Source organism: Bradyrhizobium huanghuaihaiense, assembly GCF_007830635.1.
In the GTDB taxonomy this organism is placed as follows: Bacteria; Pseudomonadota; Alphaproteobacteria; order Rhizobiales; family Xanthobacteraceae; genus Bradyrhizobium; species Bradyrhizobium huanghuaihaiense.
In genome coordinates this window covers 647,309-664,066 of the sequence record NZ_VLLA01000002.1, presented here as the reverse complement: position 1 = coordinate 664,066, position 16,758 = coordinate 647,309, and the positions used below count along the sequence as shown (strand labels likewise).

15 protein-coding genes and 2 riboswitches are annotated in these 16,758 nt (G+C 66.5%); of the genes, 5 read left to right on the top strand and 10 right to left on the bottom strand.

Annotation, left to right across the window (positions count from 1 at the left end; genetic code table 11):
* Positions 1 to 7 precede the first annotated feature (7 nt).
* The 4 genes from IQ16_RS07055 (at position 8) to IQ16_RS07035 (ending at position 4,518) form a co-directional block, all read left to right on the top strand.
* A complete protein-coding gene (locus IQ16_RS07055; RefSeq protein ID WP_026312750.1) occupies positions 8 to 1,204 on the top strand; it encodes an MFS transporter in 1,197 nt (398 codons plus the stop codon).
* Positions 1,185 to 2,549 carry an amidase gene (locus IQ16_RS07050; protein ID WP_145831324.1) on the top strand — a complete coding sequence of 455 codons (1,365 nt, stop codon included), beginning with the start codon at positions 1,185 to 1,187 and terminating at the stop codon, positions 2,547 to 2,549. Before IQ16_RS07055 ends, IQ16_RS07050 begins: the two co-directional genes overlap by 20 nt.
* A gap of 356 nt (positions 2,550 to 2,905) precedes the next feature.
* The gene (locus IQ16_RS07045; protein ID WP_018647615.1) at positions 2,906 to 3,553 is read left to right on the top strand and encodes a hypothetical protein; all 648 of its coding nucleotides are present in this window, start codon (positions 2,906 to 2,908) and stop codon (positions 3,551 to 3,553) included.
* A gap of 599 nt (positions 3,554 to 4,152) precedes the next feature.
* Positions 4,153 to 4,518, top strand: coding sequence for a hypothetical protein (locus IQ16_RS07035; RefSeq protein WP_018647617.1), 366 nt, complete (start codon positions 4,153 to 4,155; stop codon positions 4,516 to 4,518).
* A 300-nt stretch (positions 4,519 to 4,818) separates the two neighbouring features.
* Here the strand turns inward: IQ16_RS07035 and IQ16_RS07030 are convergent, their stop codons facing one another.
* Positions 4,819 to 6,240 (bottom strand): PepSY domain-containing protein, encoded by a 1,422-nt coding sequence (locus IQ16_RS07030; RefSeq protein WP_018647618.1) that lies wholly within the window; start codon positions 6,238 to 6,240, stop codon positions 4,819 to 4,821.
* Between the two features lie 12 nt (positions 6,241 to 6,252).
* Entirely contained in the window at positions 6,253 to 8,601 is a 2,349-nt protein-coding gene (locus IQ16_RS45050; protein WP_018647619.1) for a TonB-dependent receptor, read from the bottom strand.
* Between the two features lie 115 nt (positions 8,602 to 8,716).
* Positions 8,717 to 8,918, bottom strand: a riboswitch (cobalamin riboswitch).
* Between the two features lie 72 nt (positions 8,919 to 8,990).
* Here IQ16_RS45050 and IQ16_RS07015 point away from each other — a divergent pair.
* Positions 8,991 to 9,563: a histidine phosphatase family protein gene (locus IQ16_RS07015; protein WP_018647620.1), complete on the top strand. Its 573-nt coding sequence runs from the start codon at positions 8,991 to 8,993 to the stop codon at positions 9,561 to 9,563.
* Here the strand turns inward: IQ16_RS07015 and cobT are convergent.
* From cobT to IQ16_RS06975, 8 genes are all read right to left on the bottom strand, one after another.
* The gene (gene cobT, locus IQ16_RS07010) at positions 9,556 to 10,608 is read right to left on the bottom strand and encodes a nicotinate-nucleotide--dimethylbenzimidazole phosphoribosyltransferase (RefSeq protein WP_018647621.1); all 1,053 of its coding nucleotides are present in this window, start codon (positions 10,606 to 10,608) and stop codon (positions 9,556 to 9,558) included. The genes IQ16_RS07015 and cobT overlap by 8 nt on opposite strands.
* A 10-nt stretch (positions 10,609 to 10,618) precedes the next feature.
* Entirely contained in the window at positions 10,619 to 11,368 is a 750-nt protein-coding gene (cobF, locus tag IQ16_RS07005; RefSeq protein ID WP_018647622.1) for a precorrin-6A synthase (deacetylating), read from the bottom strand.
* A gap of 39 nt (positions 11,369 to 11,407) precedes the next feature.
* Positions 11,408 to 12,085, bottom strand: coding sequence for an energy-coupling factor ABC transporter permease (locus IQ16_RS07000; protein ID WP_018647623.1), 678 nt, complete (start codon positions 12,083 to 12,085; stop codon positions 11,408 to 11,410).
* Positions 12,086 to 12,122: 37 nt separating this feature from the next.
* Positions 12,123 to 12,342, bottom strand: a riboswitch (cobalamin riboswitch).
* A gap of 45 nt (positions 12,343 to 12,387) precedes the next feature.
* On the bottom strand, positions 12,388 to 13,119 hold the full coding sequence (cobA, locus tag IQ16_RS06995; protein ID WP_018647624.1) for a uroporphyrinogen-III C-methyltransferase: 732 nt from the start codon (positions 13,117 to 13,119) through the stop codon (positions 12,388 to 12,390).
* Complete coding sequence (locus IQ16_RS06990; RefSeq protein WP_018647625.1) at positions 13,116 to 14,426, bottom strand: cobyrinic acid a,c-diamide synthase CobB; 1,311 nt, start codon at positions 14,424 to 14,426, stop codon at positions 13,116 to 13,118. The genes cobA and IQ16_RS06990 overlap by 4 nt, the downstream gene beginning before the upstream one ends.
* Positions 14,426 to 15,208, bottom strand: a complete 783-nt coding sequence (gene cobM / locus IQ16_RS06985; RefSeq protein WP_018647626.1) for a precorrin-4 C(11)-methyltransferase — start codon at positions 15,206 to 15,208, stop codon at positions 14,426 to 14,428. The genes IQ16_RS06990 and cobM overlap by 1 nt, the downstream gene beginning before the upstream one ends.
* Positions 15,205 to 15,573 carry a cobalamin biosynthesis protein gene (locus IQ16_RS06980; protein ID WP_018647627.1) on the bottom strand — a complete coding sequence of 123 codons (369 nt, stop codon included), beginning with the start codon at positions 15,571 to 15,573 and terminating at the stop codon, positions 15,205 to 15,207. Before IQ16_RS06980 ends, cobM begins: the two co-directional genes overlap by 4 nt.
* Positions 15,570 to 16,751, bottom strand: a complete 1,182-nt coding sequence (locus IQ16_RS06975; protein ID WP_020608124.1) for a bifunctional cobalt-precorrin-7 (C(5))-methyltransferase/cobalt-precorrin-6B (C(15))-methyltransferase — start codon at positions 16,749 to 16,751, stop codon at positions 15,570 to 15,572. Before IQ16_RS06975 ends, IQ16_RS06980 begins: the two co-directional genes overlap by 4 nt.
* Between the last annotated feature and the right edge of the window lie 7 nt (positions 16,752 to 16,758).

Here is a 16,758-nt window from a genome sequence, read left to right as displayed (position 1 = left end):
CAGCGTTATGGTAGACGGAAACACTGCCATTCGGCCAGCACCCGCGTTGCTGCCGGCCCTGGGGGCGATGACCGCGCTCCAGGCCCTCGTCGCGCTGGCCTTGTTCGCGCCCGGCGTGGTTGCGCCTCGCGCCCATATCGAGGTCTGGCAGCTCTCGATGTTCTCCTGCGCGGTGTTCGCGGTCGGCATCCCCGCCTCGTTCTGGGGCGGCGGCTTCATCGCGCGGGTCGGCTCGCTGCGGATCGCAAGTCTCTGTGCGGCGGCGATCGTCGTCGGCATGGTCCTGGCGTCGCTCGGATCGAGCGCCGCCCTGCTGGCCGCAGGCCTTTGCCTCGGCCTTGCCATGGGGCCCGAGACGCCCGCGAGCGCGGCGCTGCTGTCGCGGCTCGTCACCGCCGAGCGGCGCGCCTTCGTCTTCTCGGTGCGCCAGACCGGCAACCAGATCGGCGCGGTCTGCGGCTCGCTGGCCCTGCCCGCGATCGCCATCGCGTTCGGGCCGGCCTGGTGCTATGCGGCCGTGGGCCTCTGCGCGCTGCTTGCGATCGCGCTGTTCGAATGGTTGCGGCCGGCCTACGCCGGCAAGCTCGTCCCGCCCCCAAAACTCGATCTCCGCGCGCGGCTGGCATTGATGACGGCGGACCGGCGCATCGCGATGCTGGCGCTGGCCTCGATGCCGTTCAGCGCGATGCAGGTGTCACTCAACACGGTGTTCGTCACGCTCGGCACGCGCGAGCTCGGTCTCAGCCATATCGAGGCCGGCATGGCGCTCGCCTGCGCGCAAGCCGGCGGCCTCGTCGGCCGGCTCGGCTGGGGCTACGTCGCCATGCGCCTCGACGCCTCACGCGCCGTGCTCATCGTCATCGGCCTTGGCATGGCCTTCTGTGCCGCGCTGCTGGGCCTCGACGGCGCATCGCTCGGCCGCAACGGGCAATTCATTGTTGCTGCATTGTTCGGCCTGACGGCGTCGGGCTGGAACGGCGTCTTCATCGCCGAGATCGCCCGCCTCGCCCCGCAGGACCGGATCGGCGAGACCACCGGCGCAGTGCTCACCGCGTCCTATGCCGGGCTCCTCGCGGCGCCGGCGCTGGTGTCGATCCTGGACGGCGTGGCCAGCCTCGGCGTGGCCTTCTTCGCCCTGGCGTGTCTCGCCCTCTGTGGCACAGTGGCGCTGATCTGGGGAGGCCATGACAAAGCCGACAAATAGCGCCCGCGAGATCGCGGCCGATGTCGCGGCTGGACGGACTAGCGCCGTCGAGACCGCAAAGGCCGCGCTCGCGCGGATCGAGGCAGCCAGGGCCTTGAACGCGGTCGTCACGGTCGATCCCGAACGCACGCTCGCCGATGCCGCCGCGGTCGATGCTCGCCTGCGTGCCGGCGAGACCATGCCGCTCGCCGGTGTCCCCGTCATCGTCAAGGACAACATCTGGGTCGGCGGCTGGCGCATCACGCAAGGCTCGCGCCTGTTTGCCGATTTCATCGCGCCGCGCGACGCGATTGCGGTCGAGCGCCTGCGCAACGCCGGAGCTGTTATCGTCGGCATCGGCGCGACGTCGGAATTCGCCAGCAAGGGCGTCACCATCTCGCAGCTGTTCGGACCGACACGGCATCCGCTCGATCCCGCGTTGACACCCGGCGGCTCATCGGGCGGCCCGGCCGCGGCCGTCGCCGCCGGTCTCGTGCCGCTCGCGATCGGCACCGATGCGGGCGGCTCCAGCCGCAGGCCGCCGGCCCATGTCGGCGTCGCCGGCTTCAAGCCGTCCTATGGCGCGATCCCCTATGGGCCCGGCTTCGCCGAGCCGTTCTTCGGCCTCTCCGTCATCGCACCGATCGCCGCCGATGTCGCCGACATCGCGCTGGCCTTCGAGATCATGGCCGGCACCGATCCGCGCGATCCGGATGCGGCCGTCATCGCGCAGGAAGCCGAGGACATCGTGGACTTGCGCATCGCCTTCTCGCCGCGGCTCGGGCTCGACGTCGCGGTCGACGACGTCGTCGCCAACGGGCTCGTTTCCGTCATCTCGCGTCTCTCCGCCGCCGGCCTCAGCATCATGCTACGCGATCCCGTCTGGCCGACCGGTGCAACGGAAGAAGCCATCATGCCGCTCCAGCATGCCGGCCTTGCCGCGCTCTACGGCGACGCTTTCCGCAAGGATCCGACCGTCTTCGATCCTGACATCGCCAGGCAGATCGAGCGAGGGCTGTCGTGGTCGGGCACCGACGTTGCAGGCGCGCTGATCGCGAGCGCCGCGATCGCCCATGCCTTCGCGGCCTTCTTCACCGAGGTCGACCTGCTGCTCACGCCGACCGTCCCCTGTGTCGCCTGGCCGCTCACGCAAGCGGGACCCGACACGATCGGCGGCCGCGCGGCGAGCCCGCGCGCGCATGCCGTGTTCACGCCGTTCGTCAATCACGCCCGCCTGCCGGCGATCTCACTCCCCTGCGGGGCCGACGCGAACGGCCTTCCCTTCGGCCTCCAGATCATCGCCCGGCGCGGCCAGGATCGGACGCTGCTGCGCGCCGCGCGGCAGATCGAGGCGCAGTTGGCTTGATGGCAAGCCATTCATAATCGGGGAATCGTGGCGCATGATTCGCCCCCAGTTTGGAAGCTTGAATCACACGGGTCTGGCCGGACGCAACGCTTCCGAGCAGGCTCCGGTTAGACGCTTACGAGGTAGAAGCGGATATCAGCCGGCCGACAATCTACGCTGAAACCGTCAAAAAAGACCGATAGCTGACGCTGACGCGCCCTAAGCGCCCAGCAAGAGGTGTCTCCAATGCGTCAGCACTTCTAACTGACCTAAAGCGAGCAGCTCCGTCGAAGTCCGTTCATCTGGCGCAATGCCCTCCAACAGCGACCATGCATTCAACTCTATGGGGCAGGCTTAGTGGACAGTGGAGAACGTCCATGAAGCAGATGAGTCTTAGCAAAGTTGCAATTGCAACCCCGGCCTTCGTGTGCGCGACGTTGCTCTCGTTCAGCTGGTCTGAACAGAGCAGTGTCTCGCTGTCAGTTGAGAGCGCGCAGGCGCGGATTGGTCGCCCATTGACACCCCTTAGCGGTGCCGGCGTTGCGCGTCGCCATTACCGGCGGGCTGCGTACGGCTACGGTGCCGGTGTGGTCGGTGCTGGCTTGGCGGCCGGCGCGATTGGGACGGCCGCGGTAGCGGCCACCTCACCTTTTGGGTACTACCATGGCGGCCCTCGTGTAGACACCGGATGGGGCTACCCTGGCAATTATTATGGCAGTTATTACGGCAGTCCTGGCTACCACGACGGCTACGCCAATCGCAGCTACGTCACCGGGCGGCCAACGCTGTTTCCGCGCTACTACGGCAGCAGCTATGCAGCTGGCGGCTACCCTGCCGGCTCTTACGACGGCTACGCCAACCGCAGTTACGTCACCGGACGGCCAACGCTAGTTCCGCGCTACTACGGCGACTCCTATGCCGCTGGCGGCTACCCTGCCGACTATTCCGGCGGCTACGCCAACCGCAGTTACGTCACCGGACGACCGACGCTGATTCCACGCTACTACGGCGGCTGGAACTGGTGAAACGAAGGCCTTCGCGTTCGGAAGGGGTCAACTACCAAGCGGGTGGCCCTTGGCTTCTCACTTGCGTCGGGCGGTCGCCTTGACAGGTCAAGCAATTTGAATCGCTTGATTTGGATCAAGTACGAAGATCTGGAAATCTCGCATGCAGAACCCGCAACTATCACTATTGACGAGGACAATCTCATGAAAAAGATGAGCATGTTTGGCGCAATTTTGGTGGGAGCGACGATATTGTGCGCCGCCCCGATTTCGGTTCAGTGGTCGCAAGAGAAGGGGTTGTCCCTATCGTCGGACAATGCTTACGCCCGAGTAGGAAGACCGGCAACTGCAACGAGCGTCGCTGGCGTTGCGCGGAGAGCGGATCGACGGGCGGTGCGCCGCTGCGCAACGGGGGTTACCTGCTAAAGGTGATGTCTCCAACCGGCCGACCCGGCATGTCCGCTAGAGTCCACTCTTCGGCGTGAAACGGGCTCGATATAACCCCCCTTCGCTTCACCGCTCCAGGCATGGAAGCTACGAAGCCTTGCGCCGGATCAAAGGTGATTTTCTGGACCTGCGGAGCTCGCGAAGCAGGAACGTCCATTTGCAGGGGACGGAAAATGAAGATTGCATTCTTATCGCTGGCCCTGGTGGGCCAACCGGTCCCGATACCCGTCTCTGATAAGGTTCCGGTGCTGAATGTGGAGGCGCTGTGCAAGGCAACAGTAGACAATGCCAAAGCACAGGGACTGACTGCCGTTCAGAGTTTCTCGGACTGCATGAAAGACGAAAAGCAGGCGCGACAACAAATAAGCACTTTGTGGGCGACCAGTCCCAGTGATGTTCGCAATCGTTGCGAGGGCACTGCGTCGATAGAGACGCAAAGTTACGTCGAACTGCTCACGTGTTTACAGGCCGCAGTTGTCTCAGCCCACCCCGAGCTCGTCCCTCCAAGGCGATCAAGCAAGGACCGTAATAAACAGTAGGTCGATGAAAGCCTGTTATCTTGGAAAGTCCGAGTCCGGTTGTGGCCCATCGCGACAGACTGCGCTGCCCCACGAACTTGGTCGCTATTGGAGCAACGCGGACGTAGGTCACCAGTTACGTGATGCCGCCGGGCTTGTAGGTAGACAGCCCAGCTTTTCGGCAATTTCGGAATAATAGCAATATATCCCTGTTTTGCCCGACGGGTCAAATCGCGGCGATGCCTGCGTAAGCCGTTGATTCCATTATCACCGGCTACTGTGCATGGGGTTGTTTTCGCACTTTTTGTTTGATCGGACGTGCTAGCCGGCAAAAGATCGACGCAACCGCCGCCAGCCGATGACAATTCCGGTGATCGAGAACACCAGCCCGAGCGCGCAAAGGCCGACGATCAGCACATCGCGAAAGCGCGGATGCGCGTTGAGGATTGGGAAATCGAGCGTGTGGAGCGCGCCATAGGCCCAACGATAGGCCCGCCGCGACGCATCCAGCCTTTGCAGCACATGGCCATCGGCACCGTCGATGTCGAACCAGACATCGCCGCATCGGGAGCGGTAGACGGAAGCACCGGCGACGATGGCCTGTGCGGGATAGTCGTCGTCATCCGCGAGGATGGAGGGCACGTCGCAGCCCGTCGCGAGCCGCGTCATCATGCTCAGGATCGCCTGCACGCCGAGGCCTTCCGACTCTCCACCATCCGGCCACACTACAACCTGCTTGTCGAAATCGATCCGCTCGCGCCGATAGGCGTTGCCGTCAAACGCAAACCATTCGACTTCACGTGCCGAGGACGATAGCGGCTTCCGCTCCGGCGATGGAGCGGTCGTCCAGTCCGGCGAAGCATCGATCACGCCGGCTTCGGCCGACGTCAGCTGCCCGCGCGAGAACAGCCGGCCGTGATCCATCGAGAGCCATCCGCTGAAGATCCACGTCAGCACGAAAACCGTCGCCACGAGACCGATGACGTGATGCAGGGCGTGCCAGCCGCGATAGGGCGTCGCGATCTGGCGTCCCCGCATCTTCACGCGCACGATCCCGAGCACCGCGCCCAGCACCGCCGCGATCAGGGCCAGCAGCGACAGCGTCCAGACCACACGATCCCACAGCGCCCAGTTGCTCCTGAGGACCGTCGGATAGATCCAGTGCAGCACACTGCCGGCGAGATTCCAGCCGCGCTCGCGTCGCGTCGTGTCCAGCACGACCTCGCCGGTGCGCGAGGAGACATAGACCTCCGTTCCGGCCGCATCGCCGAGGGCCACGCGAAACAAGGGTCGGTGACGGTCAAAGCCGTTCGGTACGCTCCATTGGTCGTGGTCCGCTTGCGCAACGACCGCCGCATGCGCGGCATCGAGCCCGCGCTGACGCGCATGAGCCATTGCGATGGCAAGCGCAACATCAGGCGACCACACTGAGGCATCCTGCCCGTCAGCAGCACGAACCGCGCGCAGGCGCGAGGGCCCCGACACGATGTAGACCGGCCCGTCGGTTCTTTGGATCAAGCGAACACGCGCAGCATCGGCGATCCCGCTCGCAGTCACCGCATCGGCAACCGTCAAGGTCGCCTGCGCGCGCCCCACCGGCGCGAGCCCGGCAACCCGCTCCGCTTCCGTCAGCGACGGAAACGGAACGAAGTGCATCACGATTCCGCTCGCGAACCACATCGCGAACAGCAGGCAGAACGCGATCCCGAGCCAGCGATGCGAGAGGACGATCGCGCCCATCATGCGGTCAGCGCCCTACCATTTGAACGCCGCCGAGATCTCGTAGGTGCGCGGCGCGCCCAAGAGGATCTGGTCGGGATAGAACGGATCGCCCCAGATCGCGTAGCGCTTGTCGGTGAAGTTGCGCACGCGGAAGGTCAGGCGCGCCTGGTCGACGGCATTGAAGACGGTCTTCGGGATATCGACGAAGGCGTAGACGTCGCCGACGGTGTAGGCGTTCATCGTCACTGTGTTGGCGTCGGTGTTGTAGCGATCGCCGACGTGCCGGCCGACGATGCCGAGCTCCACCGGCCACGGCGTGAAGAACCGGTACGACGCGCCGGCATTGGCGACGATGCGCGGTACGTTCGGCGGCGTGTTGCCCGAGAACGAGCCGCCGACGAAATTGTAGTCGGCATAGCGCGCATCGACATAGGCGATGTTACCCCACAGCCGGAGGGGCTCGATCGGCCGCACCGCGGCGGCGAGCTCGACGCCCTTCGATTCCTGCCGCCCTGCAATGTTGAGCGCTTGCCCACCGGCCGCGGCATAGACGTTCTTGCGCTGGATGTCATAGGCCGAGAACGACCACTCCGCCCGGTTGTCCCAGAACAGGTGCTTGACGCCGGTCTCGTAGGTGCGCGACGTCGTCAGGTCGAGCGGCTGGGTCGGCAACAGCAGGAAGATGTTGTTGGCGGACACGTCGGCACCGGTCGCGTACTGGCTGAAGAAGGTCAGGCCGGGCACGGCCTCCCAGGTGTAGCCGATGCGTCCCGTCACCGGCGCCCAGTCCTTGGTGTACGGAAAACCCGCCTTCTCCAGCCCGGTCTTGTCGGTCCAATTGCGATCGAGCCCGATATGCTCGACGCGGAGGCCACCGACCAGCGCAAAGGTCCGCGTCAGCTTCAGCCGGTCCTCAAACGACAGCGCCTCGTTGTCGATCCGTGCGGTCTGCCGCTGGATCTCGAGCGAGCCGTAATAGCCGCGCGGCGGATCGACCAGCGGGACATAATCAGACGGAAAATTCGCCGCGCCCGGTCTGACGAAATCGAGATAGCTCGACGACAGCGTCGTGACCAGGCGATTGTCGAAGCCCGCGATATTGGCGTCCCAGATCAGGTCGGTGATATTGCCAACCAGGCGCTGGCTGTGCGCGACATAGAAGCGCTCACGATACACCTGGTTGTTCGTGGAATCGAACGCCTCGATCTCGTTGTTGAACCACGAGCGCTCAGCACCGTAACCATAGGCCTGGCTCTTCAGCGTCAGGTCGGGCGCCAGCTTCAGCTCGAAGCCGCCGCGCAGCCACACCTCCTGCGCCACGTTTCGGTTGTCGAGGACATTGTAATTGGTGTTGAAGGTGCGGTCGTCGATCGTGACGGCCCCGAGGTCGGTCCTGTTGAAGTAGGTGCCCGAGACAATCCCGGCCGTCGCGTGCGGGCCGCTGAAGGCGACCGGCACCAGCGGCGCGCCCCAATAGGCCTTTCCGCGGTCCTCGCGATATTCGACCGCGCCCCAGACCTTGAGGCTGTCGGAGAGGCGGTAGTTGAGCTGGCCGGAGACGTCGAACGTCCGGGTATAGGTGTCGTCGACAAAACCGTTCAGCGAGGAGCGGCTGATGTCGAAGCGGTAGTCGAGGCCCTGAACGTTGGTGCTGCCGCCCGAGCCGTAATGCGCGCGGAACGAGTTCAGGGAGTCGTACGAGAAGTCCGCCTCGTTGCGGATCGCGCCGGTGTGCGGCTGCTTGGTGACGAGGTTGATCGAGCCGCCGGCGGCGCCCTCGCCCGAGATCAGCGAGGCCGGGCCTTTCAGGAATTCCACCGCTTCCAGATTGGCCGTATCCATGATCCGCGAGGTCATGTTCTGCGGGCCGATCTTGATGCCGTTGTAGAGCGTGTTGATCTGGCTGTTGGTGAAGCCGCGCATCGAGAAGCCCGCCGGCTCCCCCGGCGCGTCGCCGGAGGTGACGCCGACCGCGCCCTGCGCCACCTCGGAGACGGTGCGGTAGCCCTGCTCGCGCATGGTCTCGGCCGAGATCACTTCGACGGTCGCCGGTATCTCGCGCACGGTCAGTCCGAGCCGCGAGGCGCTTTCGGCGACCACATTGGTGTTAAGCGGCGTCTGCGCCGTTACAGCCGGCACGGCGGGCTTGGGCACTGCGGATGCGGTCGCCGGCCGGCGCGCTGCCGCGCGGCGCGTGCTCTGGGCGTCCCGGGCGGCCGGCTTGGCCGGCTTGCGGGATTGCGGTGGCGACACCTCCACGGGCGGAAGCGGGTCGCGGGCCTGCTGCGCCAGCGCGGCGGGCGGATCGAGAGCGGCTAAGGATGTGAACGCGGCGGAGGCGAGCAGGACGCTGCGCGGTCGTACGATACGGATGGAAAACACGGTCTTGGACCTCGGTATGACGTCAGTGGCACGTCACAGCGAACGAGGTCTCACCCTGGGCTTGTCAGCCCTCCGATGAAGCCGAATGTCTGTACTCCCCGACCGACATCTTCGCGTGTGACCACGGCTGACGGCAGGTCTCCTGGCTCGCGGGTCACGACCGCTTCGTCGCCTTCCCGGGACCGAGGACCCAGTGGCTTCTGACGAAGGATTATCCGCTCACAGTTGCGGGGGCAGCCACGGCATTGGGGACAACGTCCCCGCACCGCATTCCCTTTTCATCCCCTCTCGGGGAAACCGTCGCGAGCATCTAGGATTACCAGCAAGACAGAGTCAATGTACCAGTTGCGGCGTTATCGCCACAGCGACCAACTTCCGTGGAGATAAGTATGGAAGGCGCGACCTTCCTCTGGCTGATCCGGCATGCGCCCGTCGACGGCGTCAAAGGGACGATCCATGCCGCCGATGCACCGGCGGACCTGACCGATCGCGCGCAGCTGGAAGCGCTGCGGTCGCGCTTGCCGCGGGATGCTGCGAGCTATGCGAGCCCTGCGCGACGCACGATCGAGACGGCGCGCGCGCTGGGTCTCGAACCGGATCCGGTGCGCGAGTTCGGCGAGCAGGATTTCGGCGACTGGACCGGCCGGCGACATGACGAGCTCGCTGCGAGCGGCGGCGAGGCCTACGCGCAATTCTGGAGCGATCCCGCGCGCCTGAGACCACCGGGCGGCGAAAGCTTCGAGGATCAGGTCGCGCGCGTCCGGCTGGGACTGTCGCGGATCGGCGCCGGATCAGCAACGCTCGTCGTCCATTCCGGCACGATCCGCGCTGCGCTGTGCATCGCGCTCGATCTCACGCCGGAAGCGGCATTGCGCTTCGTGGTCGATCCGCTGTCGCTGACCCGGATCGACCGGCTCGCCACCGGCTGGCGGGTGATCTCCGTCAATCAGCGGGTCAGCTAGGCCTGTCAGGCACATTGGCCTGCGCAAAGGTCGCCATGCCGTTGTGAAGCGCACAGGCGAAGCGCACCAGCGGCAGCGCAATGGCGGCGCCCGATCCCTCGCCGAGCCTGAGATCGAGGCTGATCAATGGCTGCACGTTCAGCGCACGTAGCACGAGGCGATGTCCCTGCTCCGCCGATTGATGCGAGGGCAGCAGGAAGGGCTGGCACGACGGGTTGAGCCGCACGGCCGCCAGCGCCGCGACCGACACGATGAAGCCGTCGATCAACACGGGGATGCGGCGCTGCGCAGCCGCAATGATGGCGCCCGCGATCGCCGCGATCTCAAGCCCGCCGACGGCACACAATATCCTTTCGGGCGACGCACCCGCAACGCCATGACGCGCGATCGCCGCATCGATCACGCGCGCCTTGTGCGCGCGACCGGCCGCATCGACGCCGGTGCCGCTGCCCGCGATCTCCTCGGCGCTGATGCCGAGCAGGCTCGCGGCAATCGCCGCCGATGTCGTGGTGTTGCCGATGCCCATCTCGCCGAAGATCAGGAGGTCGGGCCGGCTGGCCTCGGCACGCGCAACCGCGCGCTGGCCGGCTTCGAAGGCGAAGGCCAATTCCGCGGGCGTGAGCGCAGCCTCGACGCTGAAATCGCGAGTGCCATTGCGCGGCTTGTCGGTGATGATATCAGGCATCGCCTCCTGCGCCAGCGTGCCGGCGTCGACGACTTCCAGGTTTGAGCCGAGCTCGCGCGCCAGCACCGAGATCGCGGCGCCACCGGAGGCAAAATTCGCCATCATCGCAATGGTCACTCCTTGCGGATAGGCCGACACGCCCTGCGCGACGATGCCGTGATCGCCGGCGAAGATGATGATGGGCACCCGCCCAGCACGCGGTTGCTCCGTCGCCTGCAGGCCCGCAAGCTCGATCGCGAGCTGCTCGAGCCGGCCGAGCGCGCCGGTCGGTTTTGTGAGTTGCGCCTGCCGCGCGATCGCCGCGTCGCGATGGGCGGCGGAGATGTCGGGGCATTTCTGGGTGACCCAGTCGGGGAGCATGCTGCCTCGCTTACGGCCTGCGCTTGAGAATGTAGCTGTCCATGATCCAGCCATGCCGCTCGCGCGCCTCCTGTCGCAGGGCGACGATGCGCGGGCCCGCCTCGGCAAGCGCGCCAGAAATGATGATCTGGTCGGGCATGCCGAGATAGGCGCCCCACCAGATATGGAGGCCTGCCGGATCGAGCGACTGGAACGCTGTGCCGCCGTCGAGCATCACGACCACGGTGTCGACGCCCTGCGGCCAGCCGCCTTCGCGCAAGCGACGGCCGGTCGTCACCAGAAACGGCTCGCCGATGTCGTTGAGCGGCAGCGCATGCGCCGCGCACAGCGCCTGGATCGAGGTGATGCCGGGCACGACCTCGATATCAGGCAAGGGATTGAGCCGCCGTGCAATGCGCAGCGAAGAGTCATAGAGCGACGGATCGCCCCAGATCAGCAGCGCGACCTTGCCTTCGTCGCCAAGATGGCTCGCGATGGTCTGCGACCACACGGCCGCGACGGCATCGTGCCAATCATCCACGCCCTTGCGGTAGTCCGACTCGGCCGCATCACGCACGGGAAGGTCGAACTCGGCGATGCGCGTCGTCTTGTTCGTCAGCACATCCGTGCAGATCGTCCGCCTGAGATCAGCGAGATCGGATTTGGCGCTCCCCTTGCGCGGGATCAGGACGAGATCGGCCACGTTGATGGCGCGGGTCGCGGCGCGCGTGAGCTGCTCGGGATCGCCGCAACCGATGCCTATCAGGAAGAGCGTGAGCATCGGGCGTACGGGGCGGCCATGACGGCCGCCCCTTGTCTCTTAAGCCGCGTTGTGCAGGCGCGGAGTGACGAGGCCGGGTGCGGTGACACCGCGCAACGACTTCGCCAGCGCCAGCACAGCGAGATCGGCCAGCGGCTCGATCACGATGACGAGCGCGTACGAAGCCGCGAAGGTCGCGATGTTGGCGAGGTTGCTCATCGCAAAGCCGGAGCCGTAGAGCGCCCAGAACGCCACCCAGGCGATCACGCCGGCCTGATAGGTCGTCGAGAGCGCCAGCGCCTGGCGATACCGGAGGTCGACATAGGCGGTGTTGCGCGAAATGATCCGCGTGGCGATCGCCTGGATCGCGAACAGCGGCACCAGCAGCGTGGTGACGTTCATGCCGTATTGCGGGATGTCAGCGGGCTCGAAGAACACGCCCTGGAGCAGGAGGCCAAATGCAAGGCCGAAAGCTGCGGGCGCAGCGCCAAACAGCAGGAACAGGGTCGAGCCGAGAATGAAGTGCACCTCGGACACGCCGACCGGGAAGTGCGGCAGGATCTCGAAGAAAGTGAAGACGAGGCCGGTGGTGGCCAGCGTTCGCGCCGCGAACGACGTGATGCCCTGCTCGCGCACGGTCTCGGCCGCGAGCTTCAAGGCAACGCCGCCTGCGGCGATGCCGGTTGCGTAACTCAACACGAGCTTGGCGCCCGTCACGACGCCGGGTTCGATATGCATGGCTCAGTTCCTTCCTGCCGTCACACCCGACGGCCTTGGCCTCAAAACATGCACGGCCGGTCTCCTGGCTCGCGGTTCACTGGGGTTCTCCGGCCTTCCCGGACCTTGCGGCCCAGTGGCTGATCGGAGCCCCTCACCGCTTACAGTCGCGGGGGCGGCTGGGGTTTTGGGCGCCGCAACTGGGTCCGCCCATCCCCATTCCCGATTATGCTCCGGCGCTTTGCGCCGCGTCGAGCACCATGCCCCTCTTGTGTGCCCCTTTCGCATTGCGGGCGTCAAGGGGCGAACGGCTGCGGCGGCCATCATGACGGATATTCCCCTGCCAGCGCGCCGAACAGGATCACGGCGGCCGTCGAAGCCGCCCTGCCCCGCGCAAGCTGCTCGGCAAGCTCGGCAATCGTGGTGCGGACCAGCCGTTCGTCAGGTCGGCCGAGGGATTCGGCGAACAGCGCCGGGGTGGATGGGGCGAGGCCATGCGCGATCAATTTTGCGGCAAGCGCCGGAAAGGTCCGCCGGCCCATATAGACCACGGTGGTCGCTTCAGGGTCGGCCAGCGCCGCCCAGTTCAGGTTGGGCGGCAGCTCGCCGGTGACATCGGCCCCGGTGACGAACTGCACCCGGCGCGAGGTGTGGCGTCGGGTCAGCGGGATTCCTGCCTGCGCCGCGGCGACGCAGGCCGAGGTCACGCCGGGAACGATCTCGTAGCCGATGCCGGCCTCGCGCAGCGTCTCGATCTCCTCCTCGAGTCGACCGAAAATACCGGCATCACCGGACTTCAGCCGCACCACGCGCGCGCCGGTTGCGGCGTAGTCGACCAGGAGGCGATTGACGTGGTGCTGCTTGGTCGAGGGGCGCCCCGCCCGCTTCCCCACCGCAACGAGATTGGCCCCAGGCCGGGCGAGATCGAGGATCGCGCCGGACGCAAGGTCGTCATAGAGCACGACGTCGGCCTCGCGCAGCCGCGTGGCGCCCTTCACTGTGAGGAGCTCGGGATCGCCGGGACCGGCGGAGACGAAGGAAACAAAACCGCTCACCGGTCCTCCGCGATCAGATGGAAGAATGTGCCGGTGGCACGGCCGCGCTGCGAGCCGGTCTCGGCGATGACCGCGCCCGTTGCATCATGCACGACCGCCAGCGGCGTATCGGGCTGGGCAAGGATGGTCGAATAGTGGAACTCATGGCCGCGCAGGCGCGCGCCCGCCTGATGCCCCGGCATCGGCGCCGCGAGGGCGGCGAGACGATAGCCCAGATGCATGCGGCGCTTGGCAAAGCTGGTCTCCAGGCCAAGCAGGCCCGTCATCTCGTGTCGGATCCCGTCGGCGTCGGTGAGGCCTGCGCCCAGCACCATATAGCCTCCGCACTCGCCGTGCACCGGCCGCGTCTCGGCGAACGCGCGCAAGCCGCTGCGGAAGCGTGTATTGGCCGCGATCTTTCCCGCGTGGAGTTCGGGATAGCCGCCCGGAAGCCAGCAGACGTCGGCGTTCGCGTCGGGCACTTCATCGGCAAGCGGCGAGAATGTCGTGATCTCGGCGCCGGCCGCACGCCAGGCTTCCAGCATATGCGGATAGACAAAGGAAAACGCGGCGTCGCGTGCCAGCGCAATGCGCTGCCCGGGCGGCGTCACGTTCAACCCATTCGTTGCAGGTTGCGGCGACCAGCTGGCAGCGAAGCGGAGCACTGCATCGAGATCGACATGTTCGGCGACGAAGCGCGCGGCCTCATCGATCAGCTTGCCGATCTCCGCCTGCTCCTCCGCCTGCACCAGGCCGAGATGCCGCTTCGGCAGGCTGATCTCGGCGTGACGCGGCAACGCGCCGAACACGGCGATGCCGGCATCGTTCAGCGCGCGCCGTACGAGGTCTTCGTGGCGCGGGCTGGCAACGCGATTGAGCACGACGCCGGCAAGGCGCACGCCGGGGCGATAGTCGCGAAGGCCCGCGGCGATCGCCGCCGCGGTCTGCGCCTGCCCCGAGGGATCGATCACCAGCACCACCGGCCAGCCCAGCATCTCCGCGATGTCGGCCGAAGCGCCGGTGCCGGACACGCCGCGCGTGGCGACGCCGTCGAACAGGCCCATCGAGCCTTCGGCGAGGACAATGTCGGCGTCCGTGCCGCGAGCGACGAGATGGTCGATCGTCGCGCGGTCCATCGCCCAGCTATCGACGTTGACGGAGGCGCGTCCCGTGGCAGCCGCGTGGAATGCGGGATCGATATAATCCGGCCCGCTCTTGAAGCATTGCACCTTGAGGCCATGATTGCGCCAGGCGCGCGCGAGCGCCAGCGTCAGCGTGGTCTTGCCGACGCCGGAGGCAGGTGCGGAGATGACGAGCGCAGCCGGCATCACGACGCCTCCGGAAAGCGCGGCTCGGCACCGACCGGGCGATAGCGGCGGTCGTAGTCGGCGGCATAGAGGCGGCTCTCATCGAAATCCGCAGCGCCAAGCGTCTTGCCGACCAGGATCAGCGCGGTGCGCTCCATCTCGCCACCGACGGCAGAATCGAGTGTTGCCAACGTGGCGCGGACGATACGCTGCTCCGGCCAGCTCGCGCGCCAGACGATCGCGACCGGACAATCCGCGCCGTAATGCGGCGTGAGCTCGGCGACGACCTGGTCGAGCAGATGGATCGAGAGATGGATCGCAAGCACCGCGCCGGTCGCGGCGAACGCGGCGAGCTTCTCGCCTTCAGGCATCGCGCTGGCGCGGCCCGGCGTGCGCGTCAGCACCACGGTCTGGGCGAGGCCGGGCAAAGTCAGCTCGACCTCGAGCGCTGCCGCAGCGGCGGAGAAAGAAGGAACGCCGGGCGTGACGGTATAGGGAATGCCGAGCGCACGCAGGCGGCGGAGCTGCTCGCCCATCGCCGACCAGATCGAGAGATCGCCGGAATGCAGCCGCGCGACGTCCTTGCCCTCGGCATGTGCGGCAGCGATCTCCGCGACGATCTCGTCGAGCGACAGCGGCGCGGTGTTGACGATGCGCGCGCCGGGTGGGCAATGCGCAAGGATGCCTTCGGGCACCAGCGAGCCTGCATAGAGACAGACCGGACAGGCCGCGATCAGGTCGCGGCCGCGCAAGGTGAGAAGATCGGCTGCGCCCGGCCCGGCACCGATGAAATGCACGGTCATGGGCCGTCTCCTTCCGCGATTGCGGCAGTGGCCATGCGGTCCTGCGAGACCGAGCGCGACGCAATCAATCTCGCGCGAGGGCCAGCCGCCGCGAGCGCCGCAGCTTCGGCAAGCGATCCCGTGCCGAACTTCTCTGCGATGAGCTTCGATTGCGTGAGCGTGTCGATGCCGGCCAGTGTCTCGGCGGGAACGGTCCTGATCGGCACACCGCACTCACGTGCGAGTTGCTTCAGCGCCTCCGCGTCGGCCTTGTCGCTGACAGTTGCCACCGCCGCGAGCCCTTCGGGGCCGCCGGCAGCCAGCAGCGCCTCGCGCAGCGAAGCCAGTGTGACATCCTTTCTGAATCCGAGCCCAGCGACCCTCATCGGACCGCACTCCACTGCACCACCGGTCGAGCGGCCTCCCATGAACGATAGCGGCCGAGCGGCGCGGCATGTGCGATCTCGACCTGCATCAACTCGCCGCCATGGCGCTGATGCAGCTCGCCGAGCAGCGCTTCCGTCTCCAGCGTCACCGCATGCGCAACCAGGCGTGCCCCCGGCGCCAGCCGCGACCAGATGACGTCGAACATCGCGCTATCGAGACCGCCGCCGATGAAGACGGCGTCCGGCGCGTCCAGCGCAGCGAGAGCTCCGGGCGCTTTCCCCTCAACAATGGTGATGCGATGCGCCAGTCCGAAAGCGGCCGCATTCTTGCGGATATTCGCGGCGCGATCCTCGCGCGCTTCCACCGCGGTCGCCGTCCCACCACACAGCGCCCACTCCACCGAGATCGAGCCCGATCCGGCGCCGATATCCCATAACCGCTCGCCGGGACGCGGCGCCAGCGCCGAGAGCGCCAGCGCGCGCACGGGTCGCTTGGTGATCTGGCCGTCATGGATGAAGAGATCGTCTGATAGTCCCGTGCTGCGGGGGATGCCCTGAGCTCCCTTCGCTTCAAGTGCGACTACAACCAGGTTTCCGGTGAGATCGCCGGCAAAGCTGTCGGCGCGATATTCCCTGATGCTCTCGCGCGGCCCGCCCAGCGCAGCGAGCATCCAGAAGGCCGAGGCTCCCCATCCGCGCTCGCTCAACCATTTTGCAAGATCACCCGCCGCCTTCCCATCGCGCACGAGGCAAATGATGTGCGCCCCTCGCGCCAGATGCGGCACGAGGCGCTCGAAAGGCGCGGCGTGAAGCCCGAAGCAGACGGCGGATTCGAGTCGCCAGCCCAGCCGCGCGGCCGCAAGTGAGAAGGTCGACGGCGCTGAATGCGCGATCCATTCGCCAGCCTGCAGCTTCTCGGCGATGCTCGCGCCGGCGCCATGCCAGAACGGATCGCCGGAGGCGAGCACCACCGTCGGCCTGCCGCGGCAGCTCAGCACGACATCGGCATCGAACGGCACCGGCCACGAACGGCCGCGGCTTCCCACATCTGCAAGCGCGAGGTGGCGCTCACCACCGAACACGGTTTCGGCCCGGGCAAGTGCGTTTCGGCTTGCGTCGGACAGCCCGGCAAGGCCATCTTCGCCGATACCGATGATGGTCAGCCAGGGATTAGCCAAGGATTTA